Consider the following 23,837-nt stretch of genomic DNA (forward strand, 5'->3'; position numbering starts at 1 on the left):
AGTCCCATGATGTTGGAGGGGAGTTGACGATGCCTGCCCCGGCACCCACCGCACCCGCCCCGGAGGCGAGTCGGTCCGTAACACTGACCGGCACGTATCAACGCCTCGCACACATCTGCGGATCGCTGCGCCTGGAGGTCGCACGATCGGCGCACCCCGCCGACGGATGGACCGACAGCGCGCGCCTGGTGGCCGGCCCGGCGCAGCTCGACGACTTCGTCGGCGGGGAGTCAGCGCGCATCGAAGCCGCCCACGGGCACACCGCGCGCCCGGACGTGGCCGCCTCGCGGGCGCTGCACCACTACCTCTGGTCGGTCTGCCTGCTGCTGAGCGGCCCCTGGTACCTCGAAGGGCGGGTGCCGCATCTGCGGCCGCAGGACGTGCACATCGAGCCCCGCGCCGGGGACTTCGCCGTCGTACCCCGTACGTTCACGTGCCTCCCCGACGATCCGGCAGCCGCGTCCCCCGGTGTACGCGTCGCACCCGACGAGGAGGCGCTGCGAGCCGAGTTGCGGGCGGCCACGGCAGAGCACGTACGACCTCTGCTCACCGCGCTCGCCTCCCGACTGCGGCGCAGGCCACGGGTGTTGTGGGGAATGGCGGGCGACGACCTGGTGTCCGGGATCTGGTACCTCGGCCGCATGCTCGGCGAGGAGGACCGGTCGGTCCGGGCCGCCACCGAACTGCTTCCCGGCCCGGTCGCGCCGTTCCCCGGCGGCGCGGACTTCCGCCGCCTGCGCGACAGCGACGGCCTGCCGCACACGACCCGCACCCGGCTCGGCTGCTGCCTCTATTACACGATCAGCCCCGGCAACGCGTGCCTGACCTGCCCCCGCGTCTGCGACAGCGAGCGCATCGAGAGGCTCGCCGCACCGCGCTAGGCAGGCGGGGCCGTCGTGAGCGTCACAGCCGCGTCTCCGGCCCCCAGTAGTCCGGGCCGCCACCCCGCCAGTCGATCAGCGGAGACACCACGACTTCGGTGTCCTCCATGTCGAGTCCGGCGCGGCTCAGGAACTCGACGAGGTCGGGAAGGCCCGAGGCGCGGCCGAGGTCCTCACCCCGCACGGTCACGCGACGGCCGCCGCCGCCGAGCGGTGGATGAACGATCACAGGCATGTGTCCGGACATGGCTCCAGCGTCCCCCCGGATCACCACGGACGCATGTCGACGAAGGTCGCTTCTGCCGCCGCTGAACCCGTTGACCCGCTCTTGAGCATCGCCGTAGTGTTACTGGAACCAAAACCGCCAATCGCTCATTAGGGCGCATTATGGTCATTACGTTCCATGCCCGCCGCCGCGCCACCGCCTTCGTCGGCTCAGCCCTTTTGATCACGGGCCTCCCGTTCACGCTGTCGGCGTGCGGTTCCAGTGAGCCGGCGGCGAAGCAACGGGCCGCCGGACCGGCTCCCGCGTCTGCGCAGTTCAGCCCCTCGCTCAATGGTGCGCTGAAGGCTCAAGTCACGGCGCAGGACGCAGCGGCGCAGAAGGCCGCGGCGAAGGAGCAAGCTCGCCTCAAGGCCGAGCGGTCCGGCTCCGGTACGGCCGACCGGAAGGTATGCACCACGGACCCGGCCGACCGGGCGGCCTGCCGCAACCCGAGCGGGACGATCGACCCCGATGGCGGAGACGTGGACGGCGACGGCGTCTACGAGCAGCACGAGCCCGTGGGCCCCGGATACAAGGACCCGCGTGCATACGACGGCGGCAAGACTTCCGGGGAAACCCAGTGCGAGTGGCTGCGCTCGCGGGGCATCGCCTGCTGACCGGCGCGCCTTCGCGTCGGCGGGCCGCCGACCGGACGACTCAGGGCAGTCGTACCGCCTCGACCTCGGCGTCGTTCAGCAGGGCTTCGACCAGAGGCGCGGGGCCCGCCACCTTGGAGGCCCACAGGTCGTAGTCGGTGCAGATGCGTCCCGCACCGGGCCGGAGAGAGGCATGCGGGCCATGGACCCGCTCGGGCCCCGGCCCGGGGGTTACGACTTGCGGCGGGGTTTGCCGCGCTTGGCGCCTTTCGGGGCACCGGAGCCGCTCCGCGAGCTCCTGCCGGCCGCTTTCCCGGCCGCGCCCTTGCGCGGTGCTGCCCCGCGTGCGGCGGTGCCCTTGCGCTTCGGCTCCGCCGGGGCCGGGGGACGCCCCCGTGTGCTGTTGACGGTCCGCCCGCGGACGATCCCGATGAATTGCTCCACCAGGTCGGTGGTCTCGTCCTGCGGCCACGACAGCGCGACGCGGGACTGAGGGGCGTCCGGCACCGGCAGGTATGTGAGGTCCTTGCGGTGGTGCAGGCGGGCGAGTGACTGCGGGACCACGAGTACTCCCACGCCCGCCGCCACGAGTTCGACGGCGTCCGCCGTCGTGGCGGGGCGCTCGTTCGCGGGCTGTCCCGGCCGATGCTCCCAGACGAGGGTTTCGTCGAGGGGATGCAGCACGATGTCGTCGGCCAGATCCTCCGTGGACACCTCGTCGGCCGCCGCCAAGAGGTGGTCCTTCGGGAACACCACCACAGTCGTCTCGGTGTAGAGAGGGATCGCGCTCAGATCCGTCCGGTCGACCGGCAACCGTACGAATCCCGCGTCGGCGCCGCCGTCCCGCAATACGTCGAACACCTCGGCGGCGGTCACGCCGGCGAGGGTCAGTGGGACTTCGGGCAGCCTCTCCTTCCAGATCCGAACCCACTTCGTGGGCATCACTCCCGGCACATAGGCGAGGCGGAACGAAGGGGATGCTTCCGAGCCTGTCACCCCGCCAGGTTACCTGCATGGTCGGAGGCAGCACGCACGCTCGATACTCTTGACCCCATGACGTCGCACCAGAGCACCCAGACCATGAAGCCCGCTACCGCGGCGAAGAAGTTGGGTGTGTACCTCGAGGCCACCCCCGCCGAGTTCCAGGAGGGTGTCGTTTCGCGCACCGAGCTGAACGCGCTCCAGACCGATCCGCCCGAGTGGCTGGTGGAACTGCGACGCAACGGCCCGCATCCCCGGCCCGTGGTCGCGGCGAAGCTGGGCGTCTCCATCGCGGGTCTCGCGCGCGGCGGTGTCACGGAGCCCCTCACCACTGAGCAGATCGAAGCCCTGAAGGCGGACGATCCCGAGTGGCTGCAGAAGGAACGCGCCACGCTGGCCGAGGTCCGGAAGGAAGCGGTGCGCATCAAGGAGAAGAACGCCGAGCGAGCCGCCCAGAATCGCGAACCGCGTTCCTGATCCGCCCGGCCGCCACTGCGTGGGTCGCCCCAAGCCTTGGCGACGCAGGCCTCGCCTCAGACACCTGTCGCGGACGATGACGGGGCTTCGAGCACCGCTTTGAGGTTCTGCAAAGTGGTCCGGATGTTTCTGCGCTGGAAGTCGGCGAAGGTGTGACCGCGCGTGGCGACCCTGTCGAACGCGTTGGCCACGAAGTCGGGCCAGGAGCGCCGGTCGTCGGTCCATGTCTCCGTCACCTTGGTGCCCTCGGCGGCCGGCTCGAAGCGGTACTCCCAGGTGGCGATCGGGCCCCGCAGCCGTGGCTGTTTCAGGCCGATGGCGTGGACGCGGAATCGGAACAGCTCGCCTTGATCGGCTGCGGTCACCGTGCAGCGCGTGGTCCATCGGAAGGAGCCGCGCTTGTTGTGGCCGTCGAAGACCATGCCGACGTGAGCCGGCCCCTGCTCGCCTCTCAGAGTGGCGCCCAGATTCTCCGGGCTCCAGTTGCCCATGAGAGCCGGGTCGCAGACATGCTCGTACGCCCTCGACGGGCTGCACTCGATCATGATGCTGTCGGAAATACTGAACGTGCGAGCCATGGGACTCCGCTCCTCGGGTGCCTGACGCTGCGGACTGCTGGGCGACCCTAACAAGCCCTGCAGCCAGCTGCCTTCGCGCAGCCGGGCCCGGTTGTCCGCGGCAGGCGCCGCAGGGCTTGCTGACCGGACGGAGTTGGTCTCCGCCCAATTCGGAAGACGGACCAATCCGCACAGCGGTCGGTTCCGAATGAGGGGCGTGAGGATCTCTCGTACGAACCTGGCCCGTGGCGCACTCGCCGCGCTCAGCGGCCTGCTCTCCGGCTACGCCGCACTGGCCGTCGCTGAGCTCGCCTCCGCGGCGGTCCGGCCCGAAGCCGGGCCGATCACCGCCGTAGGTGGTGCGGCGATCGACCGCACCCCGGCGCCGGTGAAGGACTGGGCGATCCGGAACTTCGGGGAGAGCGACAAGCTCGTTCTCCAACTGGGCATCCTGGCCACGCTCGCCGCCCTGGCGCTCGTGCTCGGCGTGGTGGCGCTGCGTTATCGGCGTATCGGTGCTGCCGGTGTGCTGGCGTTCGGCGTGGTGGGCGCTGCGGCGGCGATCAGCCGCCCGGACTCGACCGGCGTCGCGGACGGCCTGCCGTCCCTGGTGGGCGCTGTGGTGGGCGCCGTACTGCTCTATGTGCTCATCGGCAGGCTCACCGCCCGGCGGCACGCGGCCGAGCAGGGCCGGGAGAGCGGCTGGGACCGGCGGAGGTTTTTGATCGCCGCATCGGCTGCGGCGCTCGCGTCCACCGGTGCGGGCGCTCTGGGCCGGACCCTGAACGGGCGACGGGCTCAGGACGCGGTGGCCTCGCGCGCCGCGGTGCTGCTGCCCGAGCCCGCTTCCCCGGCGGCCGCCATTCCGTCCGGCGCCCAGCTGCGTGTGGCGGGGGTCAGTTCCTTCACGACCCCCAGCAAGACGTTCTACCGGGTGGACACGGCGTTGGTGGTGCCCAAGGTCGATGCGACCAGCTGGCGTCTGCGTATCCACGGAAAGGGCGTCAAGCGCCCGCTGACGCTCACGTTCCAGGACTTGCTGGAGCGGGAGTTGATCGAGCGGGACATCACGCTGACGTGTGTGTCGAACGAGGTCGGCGGTCCGTACGTGGGCAACGCGCGCTGGATCGGCGTACGACTGGCGGACCTGCTGCGCGAAGCCGGCGTGAAGCCCCCCTCACGCGGCGGGCCCGCCGATCAGCTGGTGGCCCGCTCGGTCGACGGCATGACGCTCGGTACACCGGTCGAGGACATCATGGACGGCCGCGACGCGATGCTCGCGGTCGGGATGAACGGCGAGCCACTGTCCTTCGTCCACGGCTTCCCCGTCCGCATGCTCGTCCCCGGCCTCTACGGATACGTCTCGGCCTGCAAGTGGATCGAAGACATCGAGCTGACCACCTTCGACGACTACGACCCGTACTGGGTCAAGCGCAAGTGGGCCAAGAAGGCTCCGATCAAGACCCAGTCCCGCATCGACACCCCCAAACCCTTCGCCCGCCCCAAAGCCGGCACCGTCATGATCGCCGGCGTCGCATGGGCCCAGCACCGCGGCATCGAAAAGGTCGAAATCCGCATCGACGACGGCCCCTGGCGACCCGCCGACCTCGCCGCACAAGACACCGTCGACACCTGGCGCCAATGGTCCTTCCCCTGGAAGGCCACCCCCGGCGGCCACACCCTCACCGTCCGCGCCACCGACCGCACCGGCGAAGTCCAGACCGAGAAGCGCACAGGCACCGTCCCCGACGGCGCCAGCGGCCGGCACTCGGTGGTCGTCACCGTCGACTGACCCGCCGTGAGCCGTGCGGCTAGGGCCGACCGGCTCGGACCCCACAAACCCTTCTCCCCTTACGCACAGTTACAACGCAATCACTCAAGGAGAACCCAATGAACAACCTCCGCTTCCGCCGCGCAGCCATCGCCGTCGCCGCCGCAGCAGCACTTCCGCTGGGCCTGACCGCGTGCTCCGACAGCGGCTCCGACTCCGCGTCGGACAGCTCCCCCACCTCGGCCGCCTCCACGCCGCAGGAGTCGACGCCCACCGCTGACGACACAGCGATGACGGACAAGCCGTTCGGTCCCGGCTGCGCCTCGGTGCCGAAGGACGGCGCGGGCAGCTTCGACGGCATGGCGCAGGACCCGGTCGCCACTGCCGCGTCGAACAACCCGGCCCTGTCCACCCTGGTCACAGCCGTGAAGAAGGCCGGTCTGGTCGACACGCTCAACAACGCCGAGAACATCACGGTGTTCGCGCCGACCAACGACGCCTTCGCCAAGATCCCGAAGGCGGACCTGGACAAGGTCCTCAACGACAAGGCCATGCTCACCAAGATCCTCACCTACCACGTCGTCGGTGAGAAGCTCACCCCCAAGCAGCTCGAGAACGGCTCCTACGACACGCTCCAGAAGAGCAAGCTGACCACCTCCGGTTCCGGTGAGTCGTACAAGGTCAACGACTCGGCGAGCGTCGTGTGCGGCAACGTCCCCACCGCCAATGCCACCGTCTACATCATCGACACCGTCCTGATGCCCAAGTAGCCGCAGCCTTCGGGCCGACGGGGAACTTGCCGGCCCGGAGTTCCACGGCCCCCACTGCCGAAAAGACCGCTGCACGGCCCTCACCCGGGCCGGGCAGCGGTCCTGCCGTGCGTCAGGATGGCCGACAGCCTGCTCGGGGTACCTCCTGGAGAACGCCGCGCGCGCTGAGCACCGCGTCGTCCCCGGCCTGCGCCGCTTTCACGCCGGCCGGCAGCGGCAGCACCCCGAGGATGCCCGCCGTCAAGGCTGCGGTGAGACGGTGCCAGGTGCCCGCGTCGCGCAGCATGGCGTGTCCGCCGCGCGGCATGGCGATGGCGCAGGCATTCGCCCCCGCGCTTCGGGCCCTGCGTACGAAGTCCCAGGAGTCGTGGGCATGGGTGACGCGGTCTTGTTCGTCGTGCAGCACGATGACGTGCTTGTTCCTGAGGTGCGCCACCGGTTCGCCCGGCGGGCACCATGGGGCGAGGGCCACGACCCCGCTCACGTGGGAGTGTTCAGCGACGCGCAGCGCCGCTCGGGCGCCCATGGAGTGTCCGACCAGTACGACCGGCCTGAGCGGGGCAAGCAGCTTCAGCTGGTCGAGGGCCTCGTACGCGTCGTGCACGGGGTCGGTGCGCGATCCGTTCCAGCCGCGGTAGCGGTAGCGCACGGATGCCAGCAAGACATCGTCTTTCCCCGCCGCTCTCAGGATCGCGGTACCGAACAGCCTCATACGGGCACTTGGCAGATTGAGCAGCGGCGGTGGCGTCAGCGCGTCCGAGCGGCCGCCGTGCAGGAGCAGGACCGATCCCCGCGGTGCGGGCGGGACGGCCCGTGAGCGCAGCGCCCGACCAGCGTGGCCTCTCTCGTCGCGGCCTCTGTCGTCGCGGTGCTCTGCGGGCATGGTCATCTCGCGCCTCACTGTTCCTGTTCCTGTTCGGACGGGCGGCGGGGCGGACGCGGGAAGAAGCCGCTCGTACGTTTCACGTACGCGGCGTAGCCCGGGCGTCCGGCCATGTGGTTCTCCAGGAGCCTCTTACCGCTGCCCCGGGTGAGGAGGAGGGTCATCACCACGGGTGAGACGAGGGATACGGCTGCGGCCTGCCAGTTGCCGCAGGCCATGAGGTACAGGCCCCACCAGACGAGGAAGTCGCCGAAGTAGTTGGGGTGGCGCGTCCAGCTCCACAGGCCCCGGTCCATGATGCGTCCGCGGTGGGCCGGGTCGGCCTTGAAGCGGGCGAGCTGGAAGTCGCCGACCGCTTCGAAGACGAGGCCGGTCGCGAAGACCACGAGGCCCACCACGGTGAGCGGTCCGACCGGCTCGGGCGCGTACTGGGCGGCCTGGACCGGCAGGGAGACGAGCCACACCAGTGCGGCTTGCAGCAGATACACGGTGCGCAGGGCGTACAGCGTCCGGTTGCCGGGCGCCTTGGCCAGCATGCGGTCGTAGCGTGGGTCCTCGCCGTGCCCATGTCCGCGCCACGCGATGTGGGCTGCGAGCCGCACACCCCACGCCGCGGTCGCCACTGCGATCAGCAGACGTCTCGTGTCGTCACCGTGGTCGGCGGACATCACGTACGAGATGACGCCCACCGCCGTGAAGGCGAGGCCCCAGGCGACGTCCACGAGCCGGTGGGTTCCCTTGACGGCGGCCAGGGCGAAGACGAAGAGCATGACGGCGAGCGCGGCCCCGGCGGCCGGTGCCAGGTTGGCGGCGAACGCCGCCCACGGATATCCGTTCATCACGATGCCTCCGGTGCGTACCAGTGGTGAAGCCGGGCGCGCGGGGCGGCTGGACCGGCCTCGCTGCCGTCCCGGGCTCGCAGCCGTACCGGCACGGGGTCTGGGAAGTATCGCCCGAGGAACGCGAACAGACGGTTCGTGACAGACGTCATCGGGCCGCTCCCTGTTGCGTAGTGTTCTCGGTCAGCAGCAGTTGCCGTACGTCCAGATAGCGGGCGCGGAAACCTGCCTCGGAGTACGCCAGATACAGCTCCCACATGCGGCGGAAGACGGCGTCGAAACCGAGCGCTTCCACCCGCTCCGTCTCCTGCTGGAAGCGCTCGCGCCACAGCCGCAGCGTTTCGGCGTAGTGCTCGCCGTAGCCGTGGTCCGCCGCGATGCGCAGGTCCGCTCGCGCCGACTCCCGCTCGATGGCGGTCATCGAGGGAATGAGCCCGCCGGGGAAGATGTACTTGCTGATCCAGGTGTGGTTCCGGCCGGTGGCCAGCATCCGCTCGTGCGGCATCGTGATCGCCTGCAGCGCTATCCGCCCGCCCGGGGCGAGTCGCTCCCGCAGGGTCGCGAAGTAGACCGGCCAGTAGTCGGCGCCGACAGCCTCGATCATCTCCACACTCACCACCGCGTCGTACGTGCCGCGGACATGGCGGTAGTCGCACAGGTCCACCGTCACCCGCTCGGCCATCCCCGCCTCCCGGATTCGGCGCTGGGCCAGTTGACGCTGCTCGGCCGAGAGAGTCACCGTCGTCACGTGTGCGCCGCGCGAGGCAGCCCGCAGCGCCAGCTCTCCCCACCCTGTGCCGATCTCCAGGAGGCGGGTGCCCGGTCCTACGCCCGCGAGGTCGAGGAGGCGGTCGATCTTGCGGTGCTGGGCGGACGCGAAGGTCTTCCCGGTCGCCGGAAGTGCGGGGAAGACGGCGGAGGAGTACGTCATGGTCGGGTCGAGGAACAGGGCGAACAGCTCGTTCGACAGGTCGTAGTGGCTGCGGATGTTGTCCCGGGCCCCGGCGACGGTGTTGCGTTGCGCGGCCGGCCGTCGTCGTACCCAAAGCCCCCGCAGCCGTCGCAAGGGCGCCGGCACCAGGTCGTCCACGTGGGCGGCCAGCACGGTCAGGACGCCGACCAGATCGTCGGCGTCCCACTCCCCGGCCATGTACGACTCACCGAAACCGACCAGCCCGTCGGCGCCGATCCGCCGGAAGAACGCCTGGGGATCCAGGACACGCAGGAGTGGCCCGCTTCTTCCCGTCGCGGGCGTCTCTCCCAGCTGCACGCGCAGTGGCAGCCGCCTGAACGCACCCCGCAGGATCAGGCGAGTGGCGGCGGTCCGTGCTCGTGAACCACGAGGCAGCCGGGCAGCGTCGGGCCACCTGCCGCCGCCGGTCGCCGCTCGCTGCCGGGGCACGAGGAGGACCCGGTCGGTGTTACGCGTTGTCGGAACTGTCACTTCATGCCTTCTTGTGTCCGGTGGGGAGGTCGGCGATGTACGGGAAGTCCGCGAAGGAACAGCCGTATGCCGTGCCGGCGGATACCGGCGAAGACCGCTGCCGTGGACCAGGGGCGACGCATCGCCGCGCCGAGGAGGTGCCGGGCGGTCGCCGGTCGCCGCGTTCCGCGGACCGTAGCGGTGAAGGGGGCGGCCTCACCGCGCCGCAACTGGACGGTCAGGTCCAGGCGTTCGCGCGGTGCCGGCAGGCGCATGCGATAGGTGCCGTCGACGGGGAAGAAGGGCGAGACATAGAAGTCCTTCGCCACTTCCGCCCTGCCGTCGGCGTCGGTGCGCAGCAGGTAACAGTGGCGCTGCCCATAGGTGTTGTGCACCTCGGCGACGACACAGACAAGGGAGCCGGTGCGATCGTGACACCAGTACACGGTGATCGGGTTGAAGACGTAGCCGAGCACCCGCGCGTGCGCCAGCATCAGCACCTGGCCGCCGTCCAGGCTCACCCCGTTGGCCGCGAGGTAGGCGTCCAGGCCACGGCGGATGGCCGGCGCCGTACCACCGAAGTGATCGCCGGGATCGAATCGCGCCAGCGGGCGAAGTACGCGGGGCAGTACGGGCATCCGGTCCAGGTCGACCAGCCACAGGTAGGTGCGGTGCCGGAAGCTGTGGCGCAACGGCGCGGTGCGGGCGTGGGAGACGACACAGTCGTAGAGAGCCGGTGCCCGTGACCGGACCGGTGCGCCGGTCACGGGCGTCACCACCGCACACCGAGAGCGGCCGCCGCCTCGACTCCCGAACGACAGCCGTCCTCGTGAAAGCCCCAGCCGTGGTACGCGCCGGCGAACGCGGTCACGGTGGTGTTCAGCTCCGGCAGGTGCGACTGCGCGGCCACCGACTCCGGCGTGTAGACGGGGTGCTCGTACACCATGCGGTCCAGCACCTTGCCGGGGTCCACTCGTCCGTCACCGTTGAGGGTGACGACATGGTCGTTCCCGGCGCCCAGGCGTTGCAGGCGGTTCATGTCGTAGCTGACCTGTACGGCGTCGGCCGGCGACTCGCAGGAGGGCATGAAGTAGTTCCACGACGCCCGTGCCTTCGGGGAGCGGGGCAACAGCGTGGTGTCGGTGTGCAGGACCGTCGGGTTGCGGGAGTAGCGGAACGCTCCGAGAAGCCGTCGCTCGTTCTCCGTGGGGTCGGCCAGGATGCGCAGAGCCTGATCGGGGTGGACCGCCATGACGACCGCCGCGTATGCCTGGACGTCGCCGTCGTCGGTCACCACACGGGCGCGGTCGGCAAAGCGCCGCACTGAGCGTACGGGGGCGCCTGTACGCACCGTGCTGAGCTGTTTCGCGACCCGGTCGACGTACTCGACGGAGCCGCCCGTCACCGTCCTCCACTGCGGGGAGCCCTTGACCGAGAGAAGGCCGTGGTGCTCCAGGAAACGGAACAGGTACCGGGCGGGATACCGCATGGCGGTCTCGGGCGCGCAGGACCAGACGGCTGAGACCAGTGGGGTGACGAAGTGGGCGACGAAGTAGGCGGAGTAACCGCCGTCGTCCAGGAACCGGCGCAGGGTGTACGTCGGTTCGCCGCCGGAGGCCAGGACGCGGCGGGCCGCCCGGTGGAACACGGGCACCTCCGTGAGCATCCGGAGATATCCACCACGCATGGCATTGCGTCCAGTGAACAGGCCCGCGAGCCCGCGAGCTCCCGCGTACTCGAGTCCGCAGCCCTCACATCGCACCGACATGCTCATGTCGGAGTCCTGGGTGGCGACGCCCAGCTCGGCGAACAGCCGGAGCAGCGTCGGGTAGGTGCGCTCGTTGTGCACGATGAAGCCGGTGTCGACGCGGAGCGGCCGTCCGTCGGTCGTGGCCAGCTCGTGCGTGTGCGCGTGTCCACCGAGCCTGGTGTCCGCCTCGTACAACGTGACGTCACAGGCCTGCTGGAGTACGTACGCCGCGGTCAGGCCCGCCACTCCCCCGCCCACCACTGCTATGTTCCGCCGCTCCATGGTCCTCCGCCGCTCACGCTGCCAAGTGGGTACGGCCTCGCAGCCCGCTTCTGCTGCCTCGAGGCCGTACCGCTTCCCTCACGCCCCTTATTCGTCACCGGAGGCGATCCGGATTGGTCGGGGAGCGATCGCGTCGCGCGGGGGCACACAAAGTCGGACGTTGAACCCATCCGCGACGCCGACGGCTACGAATCAACCCAAAGGAACCTTGGGAAAAGTCAAGACGTGTCTGCGGGACGGTCCGATCCGGCTTCCGGACTGCATGGGAGTGAACGCATGATTGACGAACACGTGCATGTCCTCACCGGCGCCTACGCCCTTGACGCGGTGTCGGACGGCGAGCGCGAGACGGTCGAGCGCCATATGCGGGACTGCACGGGCTGCTCGCAGGAAGTACGGGAGTTGACCGCGACCGCGGCCCGCTTGGGAGCGGCCGTGGCCGCCGCGCCCCCGCCCGCGATGAAGCGCGAGGTCATCACCTGGATCCAGACGGTGCGCCAACTGCCCCCGCGTGTGAGGGACGGTGATGCCGTACGTCGACCGGCGACTCCCCCCGCACGGCACGTGCCCCGTCTGGTCCTGGCCGCCTGTGTGGCGGCGGCCACCGCGTTCGGAGGGACGGCGGCCTGGCAGTTCCAGGAGGCGCAGCAGGCCGGACAGCGCGCCCAGCAAGCCAGGGAGGAGACCGCGGACATGGCGCGGGTACTGGCCGCTCCGGACGCCCGTAGCGCCTCCGGGAGCGTCAAGGGCGGCGCGCGAGCCACCGTGATCGTCTCCTGGACCCAGAACAGCGCGGTCTTCCTGGCGGCCGGCCTGCCGACGCTGTCCGGCGGCAGGACGTACCAGCTGTGGTTCGACGACGGGGGCCCGATGAGGCCGGCCGGTCTCGTCGGGCGCGACGGTGGTGTGGTGATGGAGGGCGACGTGGACCGGGCCACGGGCATGGGCATCACGGTGGAACCAGCCGGCGGCTCGTCCCGGCCCACCACCACACCCCTGGCACTCATGACACTCCCGGCTTGATGCGCGCGCGGAGTTTCGCAATCGACTCGCGATACGGGAAGGAACACTCGGCCGGCCTAACGACCGGCGTCGTGTCGCCGTCGATTGTCACCACTCGGGGTGCGCACCACACCCCCTGCCACCAGCGGTTTTGGGGGGATCGGCCGGCCAGGCCGAGCCATCGGGCGCGAAACACCGGCGTGACGCCGCCTCCGGCGTGGTTTTCTTCGCTTGCGCATCTGATGCGTGGTGACAGTCACGACCGGCGAGGGCCGCCATGCCCTCGTGGAAGCCGCCCGGACACGTTCTGATGTCCCGCCCGCTGGGTCGCCGCATCACCCTCCCCACGTGATGAACCCACCCCTTCCGCGTGCCCGCGCGGCCGTTCGAGGGCGGGTTCGCAGCCGAGAGGATCAGTCTTGACGTCCCCTTCCACGACGCCCCGCAATCGGCGTGTTCTCGACCAGTCGCTGCTTGTGCTGGGTGCCGGAGCCCTGGCCACCAGCATGGCCGTGCTCACGCTCGCGCCGGGAACAAGTGCCGCCTCCAGCCACCGCGAAGCACCCCTGATCGCGGGTGACCCGCGGGCGGACAACACGGACGTGTACGCGTTCACCAGCCCCGACCGCTCGGACACGGTGACGCTGGTCGCCAACTGGATCCCCTTCGAGGAGCCGAACGGCGGCCCGAACTTCTACGCCTTCGCGGACGACGCCCGCTACCACATCAAGATCGACAACACCGGCGACGGACGCGCCGACGTCACCTACACCTGGCGCTTCAAGAACAAGATCCGCGATGCCGCCGACCAGTTCCTGTACAACACCGGGGTGGTGACGTCACTCAATGACCCGGACTTGAACTTCCGTCAGGTCTACGACCTGACCGTCACCGACTCACGCCGTCGCACCCGCACACTGCTGCGGGACGCGCCCGTCGCACCGTCACGCACCGGTGAGGCGTCGATGCCCGACTACGGCGCTCTGCGCGCGCAGGCCGTGCGCAACGCACCTCGCGGTGCCAAGGCGTTCGCCGGGCAGGCAGAAGACCCGTTCTTCGCCGACCTGCGGGTCTTCGACCTCCTCTACGGCGGGGACCTCAGCAAGCGCGGCCAGGACACCCTGGCCGGCTACAACGTCAACTCCGTGGCACTGCAGATCCCCAAGAGTCAGCTCGCCCTGCGCGGCAACACCTCCCGCAACCCGGTCATCGGTGTGTGGTCGACGACCGAGCGCCGCGGAGCCAACGTCACCGACAGCCGCAAGAAGACGAACGCCGGCTGGCGCCAGGTCTCACGCCTGGGCAACCCGCTGGTCAACGAAGTCGTCGTACCGCTGAAGTTCAAGGACGCGTTCAACTCGAGCTCGCCCCACCGGGACCGCACCGTGCAGGAGGTCGTCGACAAGGTCTACGACCCGATCCTGCCGAAGCTGATCGAGCAGGTGTACAACATCCCGGCGCCCCCGGCGCCGCGCAACGACCTCGCGGAGATCTACCTCACCGGTATCTGCAAGGCGTGCGGCCCCATCGAGGCGGACCTCAACGCCCACAGCCTCAACCAGGACGCGCCCGCCCGCAAGATCGTGCCGGCCGAGGAACTGCGCCTGAACATGGCCGTCCCGCCGGCCCGCGACCCGCAGCGACTGGGCGTCCTCGCCGGTGACCTGGCCGGCTTCCCCAACGGCCGCCGACTGGCCGACGACGTCATCGACATCTCCCTTCAGGCGGTCGAAGGCGCCGCCCAGACGGGCGGGCTCGTCGAGGCGCTGGCCGAGGGCGACAAGGTGGACACCAACGAGGTGCCCTTCAAGGGCAGGTTCCCGTACCTGGCCCTGCCGCACACCAAGAGCGTCAACAGCGGGCCGGGGGGCGGCGGCGTACAGCAGTCGGCCATGAACACCTCGCACGCCTCCGCGCTCGGCGGAGTGGGAGCTCTTCTGCTCGGCGCGGGTGGGTACCGGCTGCGGCGCCGCCGCGCAACCAGCTGACCGACCCCCTCGTCCCAGCCACATTCCAGGCCACGTGCCCGCACGCCGGGCGGGGCTCCCGTACCCCGCCCGGCTGCCTGATCCGACTGCCGCACCGAGGAGTCTCTGTGCCGCCATCACCCATGACCGCTCGGTCCCGCCGATCGCGCACTGCCCGCCACAGGCGGCTGCGCAACACGCTCATCACGCTTGCCCTGGGGTCTGTCCTGTTCACCGTGGGGGCGGTGGGTCTCGCACCACAGGGCCAGCCGGCCACCGACGACGCCCTGGCCAGGTCGAGCGGTGAGCGTGGCGCCGCGGCCGAGTCGTCCCTGGAGGCTTCCGTCGCAGCTCTCAGGGAGCGGGTGCGGCGGCTGCCCGGCGATCCGGTCGGCTGGGCCGCTCTGGGCATGACATACGTCCAGCAGGGCCGTACGACCGCGGATCCCGCCACCTACACACGAGCGCAGACCGCTCTGCGGAAGTCCCTCGGGCTTCAGCCGGACGACAACTTTCAGGCCGAGACCGGCATGGGCGCTCTGGCTGCCGCCCGCCACGACTTCCCGGGCGCCCTGGCCTGGGCCAGGAAGGCCACGGCGACGAACCCGTCCAGCTCCGCGGCGCACGGCGTACTGGCCGACGCCTACACCCAGTTGGGGCAGTACGAGGCCTCCTATCGGGCCGTGCAACGCATGACCGACCTCCGGCCGGACGCCGCCTCCCTGGCCCGCGCCTCCTACACATGGGAGCTGCGGGGCGACACGCGCCGCGCGCGGGAGCTGATGCGCAGGTCGCTCCAAGCGGCGTCCACCGGATCGGAGAGGGCGTTCGCACGTACCCACCTCGCCCTCCTGGCCCTGGAGTCCGGCGGTCCGGTCACGGCGTTGCGTGAAGCGGACGCCGGGTTTCGCGCGGCCCCCCGCGACCCCGCACTGCTGGAAGCGCGGGCCCGTGTTCACGCGGCTCTGGGGAACACCGGGCCCGCCGTCGACGACTACAACGCCGCCATCGCGATCACGCCGCAGCCCCCGTACCTCCTTGGCCTGGGCGAACTCCAGCAGTCACTCGGCCGCGAGGAACAGGCTGAGATTCAGTACGAGTTGCTGCGCGCCCAGGACCGGTTGCGTACCGCGAGCCGGGGCGCCCCGGACGTGGACGCGATCCTCTTCGAGGCCGACCACGGTGATCCGGTCCGGGCCGTCTCGATGGGGCGGCAGGCGCTTCGCGGCCGGCCCTTCATCGCCGTACAGGACGCCTGCGCATGGGCCCTCCATCGCGCCGGCCGTGACGCCGAGGCACTCGAGCATGCCGACCGGGCCCTGGCTCTGGGGACGCGCAGCGCCCTGTTCCATTACCACCGGGCGAAGATCCACCAGGCGCTGGGCGACCCGCGCGCCGCCCGCCAGGACCTCGACCGCGCGGTCACCATCGACCCGCACTTCCACCCGCTGCACGCCTCCGAGGCGCGCACCGCGCTCCGCAGAATCGACGGCACCCGATGAACCCGACCTACCGACGCGCCGCGTCCGGCCTCGTGACGGCCCTCCTGGTCGGCGCGTGCGCCGTGGCCACGGCTCCCGCTGCCACAGCTCATCCGCTGGGAAACTTCACGGTCAACCACTACACGGGGCTGACTCTGCGCCCCGACCGCATCGAGGCTCTGGTGGTCGTGGACCGGGCCGAGATCGCCGCCGCCCAGCAACGTCCGCTCGTCGACCGTGACGGCGACGGCAGCGTCGACGCGCGGGAGGCCCGGACCCACGCCCGACGCGACTGTGCGGAACTGGCCGGTCGGTTGCGGGTGAGCGTGGAAGGCAGTCCTGTCGACTGGAAGCCCGCCGGCAGCGCTCTGACCTACCATCCCGGCGAAGCCGGGCTGAAGACCAGCCGGCTTCAGTGCACACTGATCGCCCGGACAGACCTGCGCTCCCCCGCGGACATCGACGTACGCACCGGCTACGACAGCCGGCGAATCGGCTGGCACGAGATGACAGCTCGCGGCCAAGGCGTCGCCCTCACGCACTCCGACGTGCCCGCCCGCTCGTCCACCAACGAACTGCGAAGCTATCCGCAAGACCCTCTCGCCACCCCACTCGACCAGCGAACGGCCACGCTGCGCGCCGTACCCGGACACGGCGACGTCGGTGGTGCAGCACGGGACTCACTGCCCAACACGGGGCTCATCGGCGCCGTACTGGGCAAGGTTTCCGGCGTGTTCGACTCGCTGGTCGCCTCACGCGAACTGACTTTACCCATCGGGCTCCTGGCGCTGCTGCTCGCCGTGGTCCTCGGTGCTTCTCACGCGGCCATGCCAGGCCACGGCAAGACCATCATGGCTGCCTATCTGGCGGGGAGACGCGGCACACCCAAAGACGCGGTCACCGTAGGGGCCACGGTCACCCTCACCCACACCTCGGGCGTCCTCGTCCTCGGGCTCGCCCTGCCGGCCGCCACCCATCTGGCCGGGGAAACCGTCCTCACCTGGCTGGGAACGGCGAGCGGTCTCATCGTCACGGCCATCGGCCTGTGGCTACTGCGCTCCGCCGTGCTCGACCGGCCCGCTCACCATCATCATCACCATTACCAGCATCACCATCACCATCCTGGCCACACGCACGCCCACGGCCACGACGGCTCCGGTCACGAGCCGCCGGCGCGGGTGCCGGCTCGTCGGCCTCCCCACGAAGGCGCGGAACTCGAGGGGGACGGCTCAGTGGCCGTACTGACCAGGACACGCGACCACCACTCCCACCCGCACTCGGGTCCTACCAGCCGCCGGCCCGGCAGGACGAGGCGCACAGGACTGATCGGCATGGGCATCGCCGGCGGGCTCGTCCCGAGCCCCTCCGCACTCGTCGTCCTGCTCGGAGCGGTCGCCCTGGGCCGCACGGCCTTCGGCGTAACCCTGGTCATCGCCTACGGCCTCGGCATGGCCGGCACGCTCACCCTCGCCGGCCTGGTCCTCGTGCGGCTGCGCGACCGCATCGCGACCGGCATGGACACCACCTCGGCCGACCACTGGGCCCGGCTGAAACGACTCGCCCGTTACGGTCCCGTCGCCACCTCCACTCTCGTCCTGCTCGTCGGCATCGGCCTCACGGTCCGCGCCGCCGAGGGCCCCTGGTGACACGCGCCTCACCGGCTCCGTGTCGTGGTGTTCTGTACGAGGGCGTGCTCGCGGGTAGTCCGACCGGTGACTTCCGGCTCCCGAGCAATGGCCTCGACCGTTCAAGGATGTTTCGCGCCCCACATGTATGGGCGGATCCCTTTCGGAAGTAATTCGTTGCGGTACGAACCCCGGATTGGTGCCGCCGGTTCCCCGCCCGGTCCACCGCCGGTCGCCTTCAGGCGGGAGGCGCCTGCAGGGGGTGAGCGGCCAGTGCCTGGGCCGTGGTGTGCAGGTTGGCGGCCATGGCGCGGCCGGTCTTGTGGGACCAGTCGTGCCCGCGCTCGTCGTCGAGGTAGTCCGGACCGGCGCCCGGGCCCAGGTGCCAGTACGTCCAGGCCTGGCCCGGGATCGTGTAGCCGATGTCGCCCAGGGCTCCGCTGATCTCACTGATGACGTGGTGGGCACCGTCCTCATTTCCGGTCACGACGACACCGGCGACCCTGTTGTACGCCACTGGCCGGTCCTGGTCGTCGGTCTCCGAAAGCATGGCGTCCATCCGCTCCAGCACCCGCTGCGCGACCGAGGACGGCCGGCCGAGCCAGGTCGGGGACGCGACGATGAGGATCTCGGAGTTCAGCAGCTTCGCATGCACCTGTGGCCAGTCGTCACCCCTGCCCATGTCCGACTTCACGCCGGGCAGCAGGTTGAGGTCCACCGCCCGCACCGACTCCACGCTCACCCCCCGCGACACCAGTTCCGCGGTGACCACCTCGGCCAGTGCCTCGGTGTTCGACGGCTGGGGGGAGGGCTTGAGAGTGCAGTTGACAACCAGAGCTCGCATGCATGGTCAACTGCCCCTCCGTCTCGCTGTCACACAGTCCGACCGAACAATTCGCCCGAGGGAACCAGCACCTGCCGGACTCCGCGCCGGAGGGCGTCGGGGGCGCTTCCCCGGCATGGCCTATCGTGGCCGGTCAGACGGGGTGGGGCCGGCCCACCACAGAGGCTCATGGCAGCGGCATCGTCGTAGCTGTACCAGGCCCGGGCCAAACCGTCCCTGCTGATCTCTTCGGAGTGTTGTCGCGGGTGCCATGTGGTGATCCCTGCGGCAGGTCGGGGTATGCGGTACGCGCAGGGCGGCGGAGTGACTGGAGCGGAATCAAGGAACTCTGGATGGCCGGCGAGCCGACTCACGACGATTTCCAGGACCACTTCATCGATGCCGTCGTCGTGGCCGACATCGACGAAGGCACCGACGGCTGGAAGTTGGACGGAAGCGCGTACTCAATCGACCTCAGGTGATACCCGTGTCGAGCCCGCATGGCCAGAAGTGGCCTGATACCGGTCCACGTATCCGACCGGTGTCCGCGGTGCTGGTGAGCCCAGTGCACTCGCAGCTTGCCCTCCGAGATGCTCGGGGGTACACCCGAGCCCTGGCAGGCCGTCACACGGCTTGCCAGGGCACATTGATGGACAGCGGCTTTGCTCCCGTGCCCACGTCCGGCTCGCCTCGAGTGTGCGATTTGGCGAAGCGGAACTCCGTGCTGTGCTTTGGGGGCCTGGCCGTCGATGGAAGGAATCGCTGCCTCGTGGGGACCGGGGCGTCGCGTGTTGTTCCGCCCCAGGGCTGGTGCGGCAACTCACCGACCGGTCGGATGGGTCAGGGCCGGTTGTAGCGCTCGCACTTGAGTGGTTTCGCGTTCGCATCGTCAATACAGACGATGACATATGCGGCCCCACCGGGCACATCCGCGGGGATTCCGATGTTGAACGGATACGTCACGTCGCATTTGGTGCTGGTGCTCCCGGCGCCGAGCTGGTTGCCAGAGGCACTGTACGCGCCGAACCACGCCCTGCGGCAGCCGACGGCCCGGAGTGTTCCAACGGCCCCGACCGACCGGTTGTACCAAGTCAGGGTGCCGCGGACGTAGCTGGCCCCGTATGTGACGTCGAAAGGCTTGGTCGGGTAGGCGGCGGTCTGCGCGCCGGCGGCGGGAGCGCCCAGCAATGTGCCCGCGGTCAGCACGACGGAACCGAGGGCGGCGGCGAGATGAGTCTTCATGCGGTCTCCAGGATGGGATGAGCCGGTTGTGGCTTCACATCCTGGGCGGGTCGGCCACGTGCGGCCTACCTCTTAAGTCACCGCTTAAGGGGGGCGGGACGGCAGGCGCGGCGCCTCACGCACCTCGGCACGAGTGTCCGGTGGCACCCGCGCAGGGCGGCGCTACGCTCACCGGTCTGACGCCGCGGTGCCCTCGGGCCTCACGGTTCCGTCAGGGCACCGGTCCGCAGCAGGGCCAGCCCGAGGGGGGTGATGAGGTGCAGCACGGACCCGCCTCGGCGGCTGGTGGTGATGAGGTCCGTGTTCCGCAGCACGGTCGCGTGCTGACTGGCCGCTGCGGCAGTGACGTTGAGGCGGCGGGCCAGTTCGCTCGTCGTGCAGCCTTCTGCTGTCACCTGCAGGGCGGCAGCTCGCGTGCGGCCGAGCAGAGACTCCAGGTTCCGCACGGCGGAGCCGTCCGCTTCTGCCGTTCCGGTACCGGTCAGCGGCCGGCGGACAGCCGGCACGGTCAGTCGGGGTGGCTGGGCGGTATCGAGCGGGTCCCAGAGAAAGCTCACCGGGCGCTTCGCGAAGACCGTGGGCGTGATGATCAGTCCCCTTCCCTGGAGACGCACCTCGACTCGGCGCGGGTAGGGAGCTTCGAGCACCGGCGGACGCCAGCGGACCAGTGGTGCGCAGATCGAACGCAGCAGCAGATCGATGCCTCCCTCCAACACCAGGTTCGCGCAACGGGTGGACAGCGCGACCAGTTCGGACCGTCCTTGATGCCAGTAGGGCTCCACGGTCAGCCGATGGCAGGCGCGCACGGCCTCGGCGAGCTCCCGCCGCGCGTCGCGGTCGCCCTCGGACACCCGTCTGGCCCATGGCAGGTGCCCTGGGCGGAAGTCGAGACCCTCGAACTCGCGTCGCAGCCGGGACACCGGGGCGTGCAGCAGGTTGTCCACGGCGTGGTCCACAGAGGGCACATCGCCCATCAGGGCCAGCAGATCAAGCCCGGGACCGCGCACCGGAACCAGGGACGTCAGGGGGCGGGTGTCGGCTCCCATCCGGCCCGCGACCGCTGACCGCCACGTGCGGAAGTGAGGAAGCTCCCGGTTCTCTCTCAGCAGCTCCAGGCTGTAGTAGACCTCCGCTGCGACGCCGATCGTTGCAGCCACCCGTGTCCGGGCGAGATCTTCTGTCGTGAAGTGAATGCGTAACACCGACCGGCCTCCTGCCACCGAAGTAGAGCGCGTGAGCGCACCCCCAGCATGCTCCAACCCGCCGCGCCCGATCCGGCATTCAGCGTAGGCCGCGCCCGCTTCCTGACCGCGCATACGCCCGTGAACCGGTTCGTGCGACGGATCGGGCCTGCCCCGGCACGACTCGGATCATCGCTGACATCTCGGTCTTCTTCGGCGGCTTCGTCGCCGGGCCTGACCGCGGCTCGGACAACGGTCTGTGGGCGGTCACACCGGTACCCCGTGGTTCGAGGTGGAGGACGGGAACCACCCGCCGATCGCCGCGTCCGCCCCCACCGCCGTCCCGCCGGAGCAGGGGCGGTGTGGGCATGTCCGCAGCCGGAATTCACCGGCGACGAGATCGGCTTCACGCTCGGCAGCGCGCTGCCCGGCCGGATCCGTCTCTCCGGCCATCTGGACCGCATGACGGCGCATCAGCGCGGGCTCGTGCGCGAAGCCGTGTCGACGTACAAGCGCATCCGCGGCGACCTGCCCGCCGCCACGCCCTTCTGGCCACTCGGCCTGCCAGGCTGGGACGACCCATGGGTCGCGCTCGGCATGCGGTCGGACCGCTGCGCGTACCTCCTCGTGTGGCGCCGCGACGCGAGGGGACCGCACGAACTGCCCATCCCGCTCACGGACCTGAGGGACACGGTGAGCGCTGTGGAGGTGCTGCACCCGACGGGAGGCGACGCCAAAGCGGCGATGCGTCCGGGGGCCGCCGAGGTCGGGGTGACACTGCCCCGTACGCCGACGGCCGCGCTGCTCCGCCTCACCCACGGACGCCCACGGTGAGCGCCCGTCGCGCGAACGCCGTTGTCCGGCCACATGGGGAAGAGCACCTTGTCGCGGGCCGGGCCGCGCCCCTAGAGTTTCCACAGCTCGTGCAGCAAGCGCTTTCTACGGTCGTCGCGAGGAGCAACACTTCATGCCACGTCCCCCAGGCCGGCTGCGTGCCGCCGTCGTCGGTACCGGAGCCATCGCCCGCGGCAGCCATCTGCCCGCGCTCGCGGATCACTCCGACGACATCGAACTCGTCGCCGCCGTCGACGTGAACAGAGCGCAGCTCGACGCGTTCCGCGCCGCAGCCGGCGGCCCGGTCGCGGGCTTCGAGCGCCTCGACGAGATGCTGGCCGCCGCCCGCCCCGACCTGGTGCTGCTCGCGTCGCCGCCGGCGTTCCACCGCGAGCAGACCGTAGAGGCGCTGCGGGCCGGAGCCTGGGTGCTGTGCGAGAAGCCGCTGTGCCTGTCTCTCACCGAGTACGACGCGATCGCCGCGGCCGAGGGCCAGGAGGGCCGGGGCGGGCCGTACGTGTCCGTCGTCTTCCAGCACCGCCACGGCTCCGGCGCCGCGCACGCCCGCGAGCTGCTGGACTCCGGTGAACTGGGCACGCCGCTCGTCGCGCACTGCCAGACGACCTGGTACCGCGACACCGCCTACTACAACGTCCCCTGGCGCGGCCGCTGGTCCACCGAGGGCGGCGGCCCGTCCATGGGACACGGCATCCACCAGATCGATCTGCTGCTGCACCTGCTCGGTGACTGGACCGAGATACGGGCCATGGCGGGCCGACTGGTGCACGACGTGGAGAGTGAGGACGTCTCGACGGCGCTCGTACGGTTCGCGAACGGCGCCCTGGCGACCGTCGTCAACAGCGTCGTGTCACCGCACGAGGTCAGCCGGATCCGGATCGACTGCGCGGACGCCACCCTCGAACTCACCCATCTCTACGGACACTCCAACGACGACTGGGTCTACACCCCGGCCCCGCACGCCGCCGGCGACGCCCGTCGCGTCCACGGCTGGCGCACGCCCGCCGTCGATCTGCCGAGCTCCCACTCCGCCCAGCTGACCGGCGTCATCGCGGCGATGCGCGCCGGGACCCGCCCGCCCGGCGGCGGAGCGGACGCCCGCCGGACCCTGGAGTTCGTCGCCGCTCTCTACAAGGCGGCCTTCACCGGCGTACCCGTACGGGCCGGTGAGATCACGCCCGGCGACCCGTTCCACGCGGCCATGCACGGCGGTCACTGCGACTGGGCTCCCTCCGACGCGAGAAGCGGGGCGCGATGAGCGCCCCCGTCACCGTCACCCATACGCACGGCGAGAAGGTCGTGGTCTCGTACGGCGGGGTGGAGCTCATGACGTACGTCTACCGGCCCGACACCGAGGCGTTCGAGTCCCGCAAGCCCTACGTCCACCCGCTGCGCACCCTCGCGGGCCGCCTCGTGACGGGTTACCGGCCCAGCGACCACCGCTGGCACAAGGGTCTGCAGATGACCGCGAGCCATCTGTCCGGGCAGAACTTCTGGGGCGGCAACTCCTACGTCCACGGTGAGGGTTACCTGCCTCTGAGGGACCGGATCGGATGGATGCGGCACGACGGCTTCGACGCCCTGACGGTGTCGGACGACCGGCTGACGCTCGACGAACGGCTCACCTGGATCGAGAACGGCGGCGCCGAATGGGCGCGCGAGCGGCGCACGGTCGCCGTCCACTCCGTCGACCCGGAGCAGGGCTCCTGGGCACTGGACTGGTCGATCCGTCTCACCAACGTCCGTGACGAGCCGCTGCGATTCGGTTCGCCGACGACCGCCGGACGGAATGCGGCCGGTTACACCGGGCTGCACTGGCGCGGGCCCCGTGACTTCACCGGCGGTGACGTGTCCGGCCCGGACGGGCACGGAGGCGAAGGGGAAGCGGGGGCCTCCGAGATGATGGGCAGCGGTGCGACATGGCTGGCCTTCACCAGCGTGCACGACGAGGCCGACGCGCGCAGCACCCTGGTCTTCGCCCACGCCCCGGAGAACGACGGGGCCGTCCACCCGTCCCACTGGTTCGTACGGAGCGAGCCGACCCCCACGGTCGCCTTCTCCTGGGCCTTCTTCGAGGAGTTCACACTGCCGCCAGGGGCCGGCTTCTCCTACCGCTACCGGATCGTGGTGGCCGACGGCGAGCTGGACCGCAGGCGGATCGAGTCCCACCTGCGGTCCTGGTAGATCCT

25 protein-coding genes are annotated in these 23,837 nt (G+C 70.2%); 13 read left to right on the forward strand and 12 right to left on the reverse strand.

Annotation, left to right across the window (positions count from 1 at the left end):
• Window positions 1–29: 29 nt before the first annotated feature.
• Complete coding sequence (locus tag AC1P0E_RS01575) at window positions 30–881, forward strand: (2Fe-2S)-binding protein (RefSeq protein WP_482740331.1); 852 nt, start codon at window positions 30–32, stop codon at window positions 879–881.
• Window positions 882–903: 22 nt separating this feature from the next.
• Here AC1P0E_RS01575 and AC1P0E_RS01580 read toward each other — a convergent pair whose 3' ends face one another.
• Entirely contained in the window at window positions 904–1,128 is a 225-nt protein-coding gene (locus AC1P0E_RS01580) for a hypothetical protein (protein ID WP_482740332.1), read from the reverse strand.
• A gap of 140 nt (window positions 1,129–1,268) precedes the next feature.
• Between AC1P0E_RS01580 and AC1P0E_RS01585 the strand changes: the two genes are divergently transcribed.
• Window positions 1,269–1,763, forward strand: coding sequence for a hypothetical protein (locus AC1P0E_RS01585; protein ID WP_482740333.1), 495 nt, complete (start codon window positions 1,269–1,271; stop codon window positions 1,761–1,763).
• Window positions 1,764–1,973: 210 nt separating this feature from the next.
• Here AC1P0E_RS01585 and AC1P0E_RS01590 read toward each other — a convergent pair whose 3' ends face one another.
• A complete protein-coding gene (locus tag AC1P0E_RS01590; protein WP_482740334.1) occupies window positions 1,974–2,738 on the reverse strand; it encodes a LysR substrate-binding domain-containing protein in 765 nt (254 codons plus the stop codon).
• Between the two features lie 57 nt (window positions 2,739–2,795).
• Here AC1P0E_RS01590 and AC1P0E_RS01595 point away from each other — a divergent pair, with 57 nt between their 5' ends.
• Complete coding sequence (locus AC1P0E_RS01595; RefSeq protein WP_482740335.1) at window positions 2,796–3,200, forward strand: DUF5997 family protein; 405 nt, start codon at window positions 2,796–2,798, stop codon at window positions 3,198–3,200.
• A 56-nt stretch (window positions 3,201–3,256) separates the two neighbouring features.
• On the opposite strand, the gene AC1P0E_RS01600 is transcribed toward AC1P0E_RS01595, so the two are convergent.
• On the reverse strand, window positions 3,257–3,778 hold the full coding sequence (locus AC1P0E_RS01600; RefSeq protein ID WP_482740336.1) for an SRPBCC family protein: 522 nt from the start codon (window positions 3,776–3,778) through the stop codon (window positions 3,257–3,259).
• A 187-nt stretch (window positions 3,779–3,965) separates the two neighbouring features.
• Between AC1P0E_RS01600 and AC1P0E_RS01605 the strand changes: the two genes are divergently transcribed.
• Window positions 3,966–5,549 carry a molybdopterin-dependent oxidoreductase gene (locus AC1P0E_RS01605; protein ID WP_482740337.1) on the forward strand — a complete coding sequence of 528 codons (1,584 nt, stop codon included), beginning with the start codon at window positions 3,966–3,968 and terminating at the stop codon, window positions 5,547–5,549.
• 98 nt (window positions 5,550–5,647) lie between these two features.
• On the forward strand, window positions 5,648–6,298 hold the full coding sequence (locus tag AC1P0E_RS01610; RefSeq protein ID WP_482740338.1) for a fasciclin domain-containing protein: 651 nt from the start codon (window positions 5,648–5,650) through the stop codon (window positions 6,296–6,298).
• Window positions 6,299–6,410: 112 nt separating this feature from the next.
• Here the strand turns inward: AC1P0E_RS01610 and AC1P0E_RS01615 are convergent, their stop codons facing one another.
• Genes AC1P0E_RS01615 through AC1P0E_RS01640 form a run of 6 tightly spaced genes read right to left on the reverse strand, consistent with a single transcriptional unit; the run spans window position 6,411 to window position 11,475 of the window.
• Window positions 6,411–7,187 carry an alpha/beta hydrolase gene (locus AC1P0E_RS01615; protein WP_482740339.1) on the reverse strand — a complete coding sequence of 259 codons (777 nt, stop codon included), beginning with the start codon at window positions 7,185–7,187 and terminating at the stop codon, window positions 6,411–6,413.
• 8 nt (window positions 7,188–7,195) lie between these two features.
• On the reverse strand, window positions 7,196–8,020 hold the full coding sequence (locus AC1P0E_RS01620; RefSeq protein WP_482740340.1) for a DUF1295 domain-containing protein: 825 nt from the start codon (window positions 8,018–8,020) through the stop codon (window positions 7,196–7,198).
• Window positions 8,020–8,172 carry a hypothetical protein gene (locus tag AC1P0E_RS01625; protein ID WP_482740341.1) on the reverse strand — a complete coding sequence of 51 codons (153 nt, stop codon included), beginning with the start codon at window positions 8,170–8,172 and terminating at the stop codon, window positions 8,020–8,022. The genes AC1P0E_RS01620 and AC1P0E_RS01625 overlap by 1 nt, the downstream gene beginning before the upstream one ends.
• On the reverse strand, window positions 8,169–9,464 hold the full coding sequence (locus AC1P0E_RS01630) for a class I SAM-dependent methyltransferase (RefSeq protein WP_482740342.1): 1,296 nt from the start codon (window positions 9,462–9,464) through the stop codon (window positions 8,169–8,171). The genes AC1P0E_RS01625 and AC1P0E_RS01630 overlap by 4 nt, the downstream gene beginning before the upstream one ends.
• On the reverse strand, window positions 9,461–10,210 hold the full coding sequence (locus AC1P0E_RS01635; protein ID WP_482740343.1) for a DUF1365 domain-containing protein: 750 nt from the start codon (window positions 10,208–10,210) through the stop codon (window positions 9,461–9,463). Before AC1P0E_RS01635 ends, AC1P0E_RS01630 begins: the two co-directional genes overlap by 4 nt.
• A 5-nt stretch (window positions 10,211–10,215) precedes the next feature.
• Window positions 10,216–11,475, reverse strand: a complete 1,260-nt coding sequence (locus AC1P0E_RS01640) for an NAD(P)/FAD-dependent oxidoreductase (protein ID WP_482740344.1) — start codon at window positions 11,473–11,475, stop codon at window positions 10,216–10,218.
• Between the two features lie 276 nt (window positions 11,476–11,751).
• Here AC1P0E_RS01640 and AC1P0E_RS01645 point away from each other — a divergent pair, with 276 nt between their 5' ends.
• The 4 genes from AC1P0E_RS01645 (at window position 11,752) to AC1P0E_RS01660 (ending at window position 17,571) form a co-directional block, all read left to right on the forward strand.
• Window positions 11,752–12,498: an anti-sigma factor gene (locus tag AC1P0E_RS01645; protein ID WP_482740345.1), complete on the forward strand. Its 747-nt coding sequence runs from the start codon at window positions 11,752–11,754 to the stop codon at window positions 12,496–12,498.
• A 398-nt stretch (window positions 12,499–12,896) separates the two neighbouring features.
• The gene (locus tag AC1P0E_RS01650; protein WP_482740346.1) at window positions 12,897–14,465 is read left to right on the forward strand and encodes a DUF4331 domain-containing protein; all 1,569 of its coding nucleotides are present in this window, start codon (window positions 12,897–12,899) and stop codon (window positions 14,463–14,465) included.
• A gap of 224 nt (window positions 14,466–14,689) precedes the next feature.
• Window positions 14,690–15,946, forward strand: coding sequence for a tetratricopeptide repeat protein (locus AC1P0E_RS01655; RefSeq protein ID WP_482740347.1), 1,257 nt, complete (start codon window positions 14,690–14,692; stop codon window positions 15,944–15,946).
• The gene (locus tag AC1P0E_RS01660) at window positions 15,943–17,571 is read left to right on the forward strand and encodes a nickel/cobalt transporter (RefSeq protein WP_482740348.1); all 1,629 of its coding nucleotides are present in this window, start codon (window positions 15,943–15,945) and stop codon (window positions 17,569–17,571) included. Before AC1P0E_RS01655 ends, AC1P0E_RS01660 begins: the two co-directional genes overlap by 4 nt.
• Window positions 17,572–17,788: 217 nt before the next feature.
• Here the strand turns inward: AC1P0E_RS01660 and AC1P0E_RS01665 are convergent, their stop codons facing one another.
• A complete protein-coding gene (locus tag AC1P0E_RS01665; protein ID WP_482740349.1) occupies window positions 17,789–18,394 on the reverse strand; it encodes a flavodoxin family protein in 606 nt (201 codons plus the stop codon).
• Window positions 18,395–18,726: 332 nt separating this feature from the next.
• Between AC1P0E_RS01665 and AC1P0E_RS01670 the strand changes: the two genes are divergently transcribed.
• Window positions 18,727–18,855: a hypothetical protein gene (locus tag AC1P0E_RS01670; RefSeq protein ID WP_482740350.1), complete on the forward strand. Its 129-nt coding sequence runs from the start codon at window positions 18,727–18,729 to the stop codon at window positions 18,853–18,855.
• 358 nt (window positions 18,856–19,213) lie between these two features.
• Here AC1P0E_RS01670 and AC1P0E_RS01675 read toward each other — a convergent pair whose 3' ends face one another.
• Complete coding sequence (locus AC1P0E_RS01675) at window positions 19,214–19,615, reverse strand: hypothetical protein (RefSeq protein WP_482740351.1); 402 nt, start codon at window positions 19,613–19,615, stop codon at window positions 19,214–19,216.
• Window positions 19,616–19,815: 200 nt separating this feature from the next.
• Window positions 19,816–20,772 carry an ArsR/SmtB family transcription factor gene (locus AC1P0E_RS01680; protein WP_482740352.1) on the reverse strand — a complete coding sequence of 319 codons (957 nt, stop codon included), beginning with the start codon at window positions 20,770–20,772 and terminating at the stop codon, window positions 19,816–19,818.
• Window positions 20,773–21,156: 384 nt separating this feature from the next.
• On the opposite strand from AC1P0E_RS01680, the gene AC1P0E_RS01685 reads away from it, so the two are divergent.
• The 3 genes from AC1P0E_RS01685 (at window position 21,157) to AC1P0E_RS01695 (ending at window position 23,832) form a co-directional block, all read left to right on the forward strand.
• Window positions 21,157–21,630 carry a hypothetical protein gene (locus tag AC1P0E_RS01685; protein WP_482740353.1) on the forward strand — a complete coding sequence of 158 codons (474 nt, stop codon included), beginning with the start codon at window positions 21,157–21,159 and terminating at the stop codon, window positions 21,628–21,630.
• Window positions 21,631–21,763: 133 nt separating this feature from the next.
• Window positions 21,764–22,906 (forward strand): Gfo/Idh/MocA family protein, encoded by a 1,143-nt coding sequence (locus AC1P0E_RS01690; protein ID WP_482740354.1) that lies wholly within the window; start codon window positions 21,764–21,766, stop codon window positions 22,904–22,906.
• On the forward strand, window positions 22,903–23,832 hold the full coding sequence (locus AC1P0E_RS01695; protein WP_482740355.1) for a DUF6807 domain-containing protein: 930 nt from the start codon (window positions 22,903–22,905) through the stop codon (window positions 23,830–23,832). The genes AC1P0E_RS01690 and AC1P0E_RS01695 overlap by 4 nt, the downstream gene beginning before the upstream one ends.
• The last annotated feature ends 5 nt before the right edge of the window (window positions 23,833–23,837 follow it).

This window comes from Streptomyces sp. TRD_SC_5, assembly GCF_056836825.1.

Excerpts from the sequence above, each read along its gene's own strand:
- AC1P0E_RS01595 (WP_482740335.1), top strand. The coding sequence starts at position 2,796 with ATGACGTCGCACCAGAGCACCCAGACCATGAAGCCCGCTACCGCGGCG.
- AC1P0E_RS01610 (WP_482740338.1), top strand. The coding sequence starts at position 5,648 with ATGAACAACCTCCGCTTCCGCCGCGCAGCCATCGCCGTCGCCGCCGCA.
- AC1P0E_RS01605 (WP_482740337.1), top strand. The coding sequence starts at position 3,966 with ATGAGGGGCGTGAGGATCTCTCGTACGAACCTGGCCCGTGGCGCACTC.
- AC1P0E_RS01690 (WP_482740354.1), top strand. The coding sequence starts at position 21,764 with ATGCCACGTCCCCCAGGCCGGCTGCGTGCCGCCGTCGTCGGTACCGGA.
- AC1P0E_RS01675 (WP_482740351.1), bottom strand. The coding sequence starts at position 19,615 with ATGAAGACTCATCTCGCCGCCGCCCTCGGTTCCGTCGTGCTGACCGCG.
- AC1P0E_RS01580 (WP_482740332.1), bottom strand. The coding sequence starts at position 1,128 with ATGTCCGGACACATGCCTGTGATCGTTCATCCACCGCTCGGCGGCGGC.
- AC1P0E_RS01620 (WP_482740340.1), bottom strand. The coding sequence starts at position 8,020 with ATGAACGGATATCCGTGGGCGGCGTTCGCCGCCAACCTGGCACCGGCC.
- AC1P0E_RS01645 (WP_482740345.1), top strand. The coding sequence starts at position 11,752 with ATGATTGACGAACACGTGCATGTCCTCACCGGCGCCTACGCCCTTGAC.
- AC1P0E_RS01640 (WP_482740344.1), bottom strand. The coding sequence starts at position 11,475 with ATGGAGCGGCGGAACATAGCAGTGGTGGGCGGGGGAGTGGCGGGCCTG.
- AC1P0E_RS01625 (WP_482740341.1), bottom strand. The coding sequence starts at position 8,172 with ATGACGTCTGTCACGAACCGTCTGTTCGCGTTCCTCGGGCGATACTTC.
- AC1P0E_RS01695 (WP_482740355.1), top strand. The coding sequence starts at position 22,903 with ATGAGCGCCCCCGTCACCGTCACCCATACGCACGGCGAGAAGGTCGTG.
- AC1P0E_RS01575 (WP_482740331.1), top strand. The coding sequence starts at position 30 with ATGCCTGCCCCGGCACCCACCGCACCCGCCCCGGAGGCGAGTCGGTCC.
- AC1P0E_RS01615 (WP_482740339.1), bottom strand. The coding sequence starts at position 7,187 with ATGACCATGCCCGCAGAGCACCGCGACGACAGAGGCCGCGACGAGAGA.
- AC1P0E_RS01665 (WP_482740349.1), bottom strand. The coding sequence starts at position 18,394 with ATGCGAGCTCTGGTTGTCAACTGCACTCTCAAGCCCTCCCCCCAGCCG.
- AC1P0E_RS01670 (WP_482740350.1), top strand. The coding sequence starts at position 18,727 with ATGGCCGGCGAGCCGACTCACGACGATTTCCAGGACCACTTCATCGAT.
- AC1P0E_RS01585 (WP_482740333.1), top strand. The coding sequence starts at position 1,269 with ATGGTCATTACGTTCCATGCCCGCCGCCGCGCCACCGCCTTCGTCGGC.
- AC1P0E_RS01600 (WP_482740336.1), bottom strand. The coding sequence starts at position 3,778 with ATGGCTCGCACGTTCAGTATTTCCGACAGCATCATGATCGAGTGCAGC.
- AC1P0E_RS01660 (WP_482740348.1), top strand. The coding sequence starts at position 15,943 with ATGAACCCGACCTACCGACGCGCCGCGTCCGGCCTCGTGACGGCCCTC.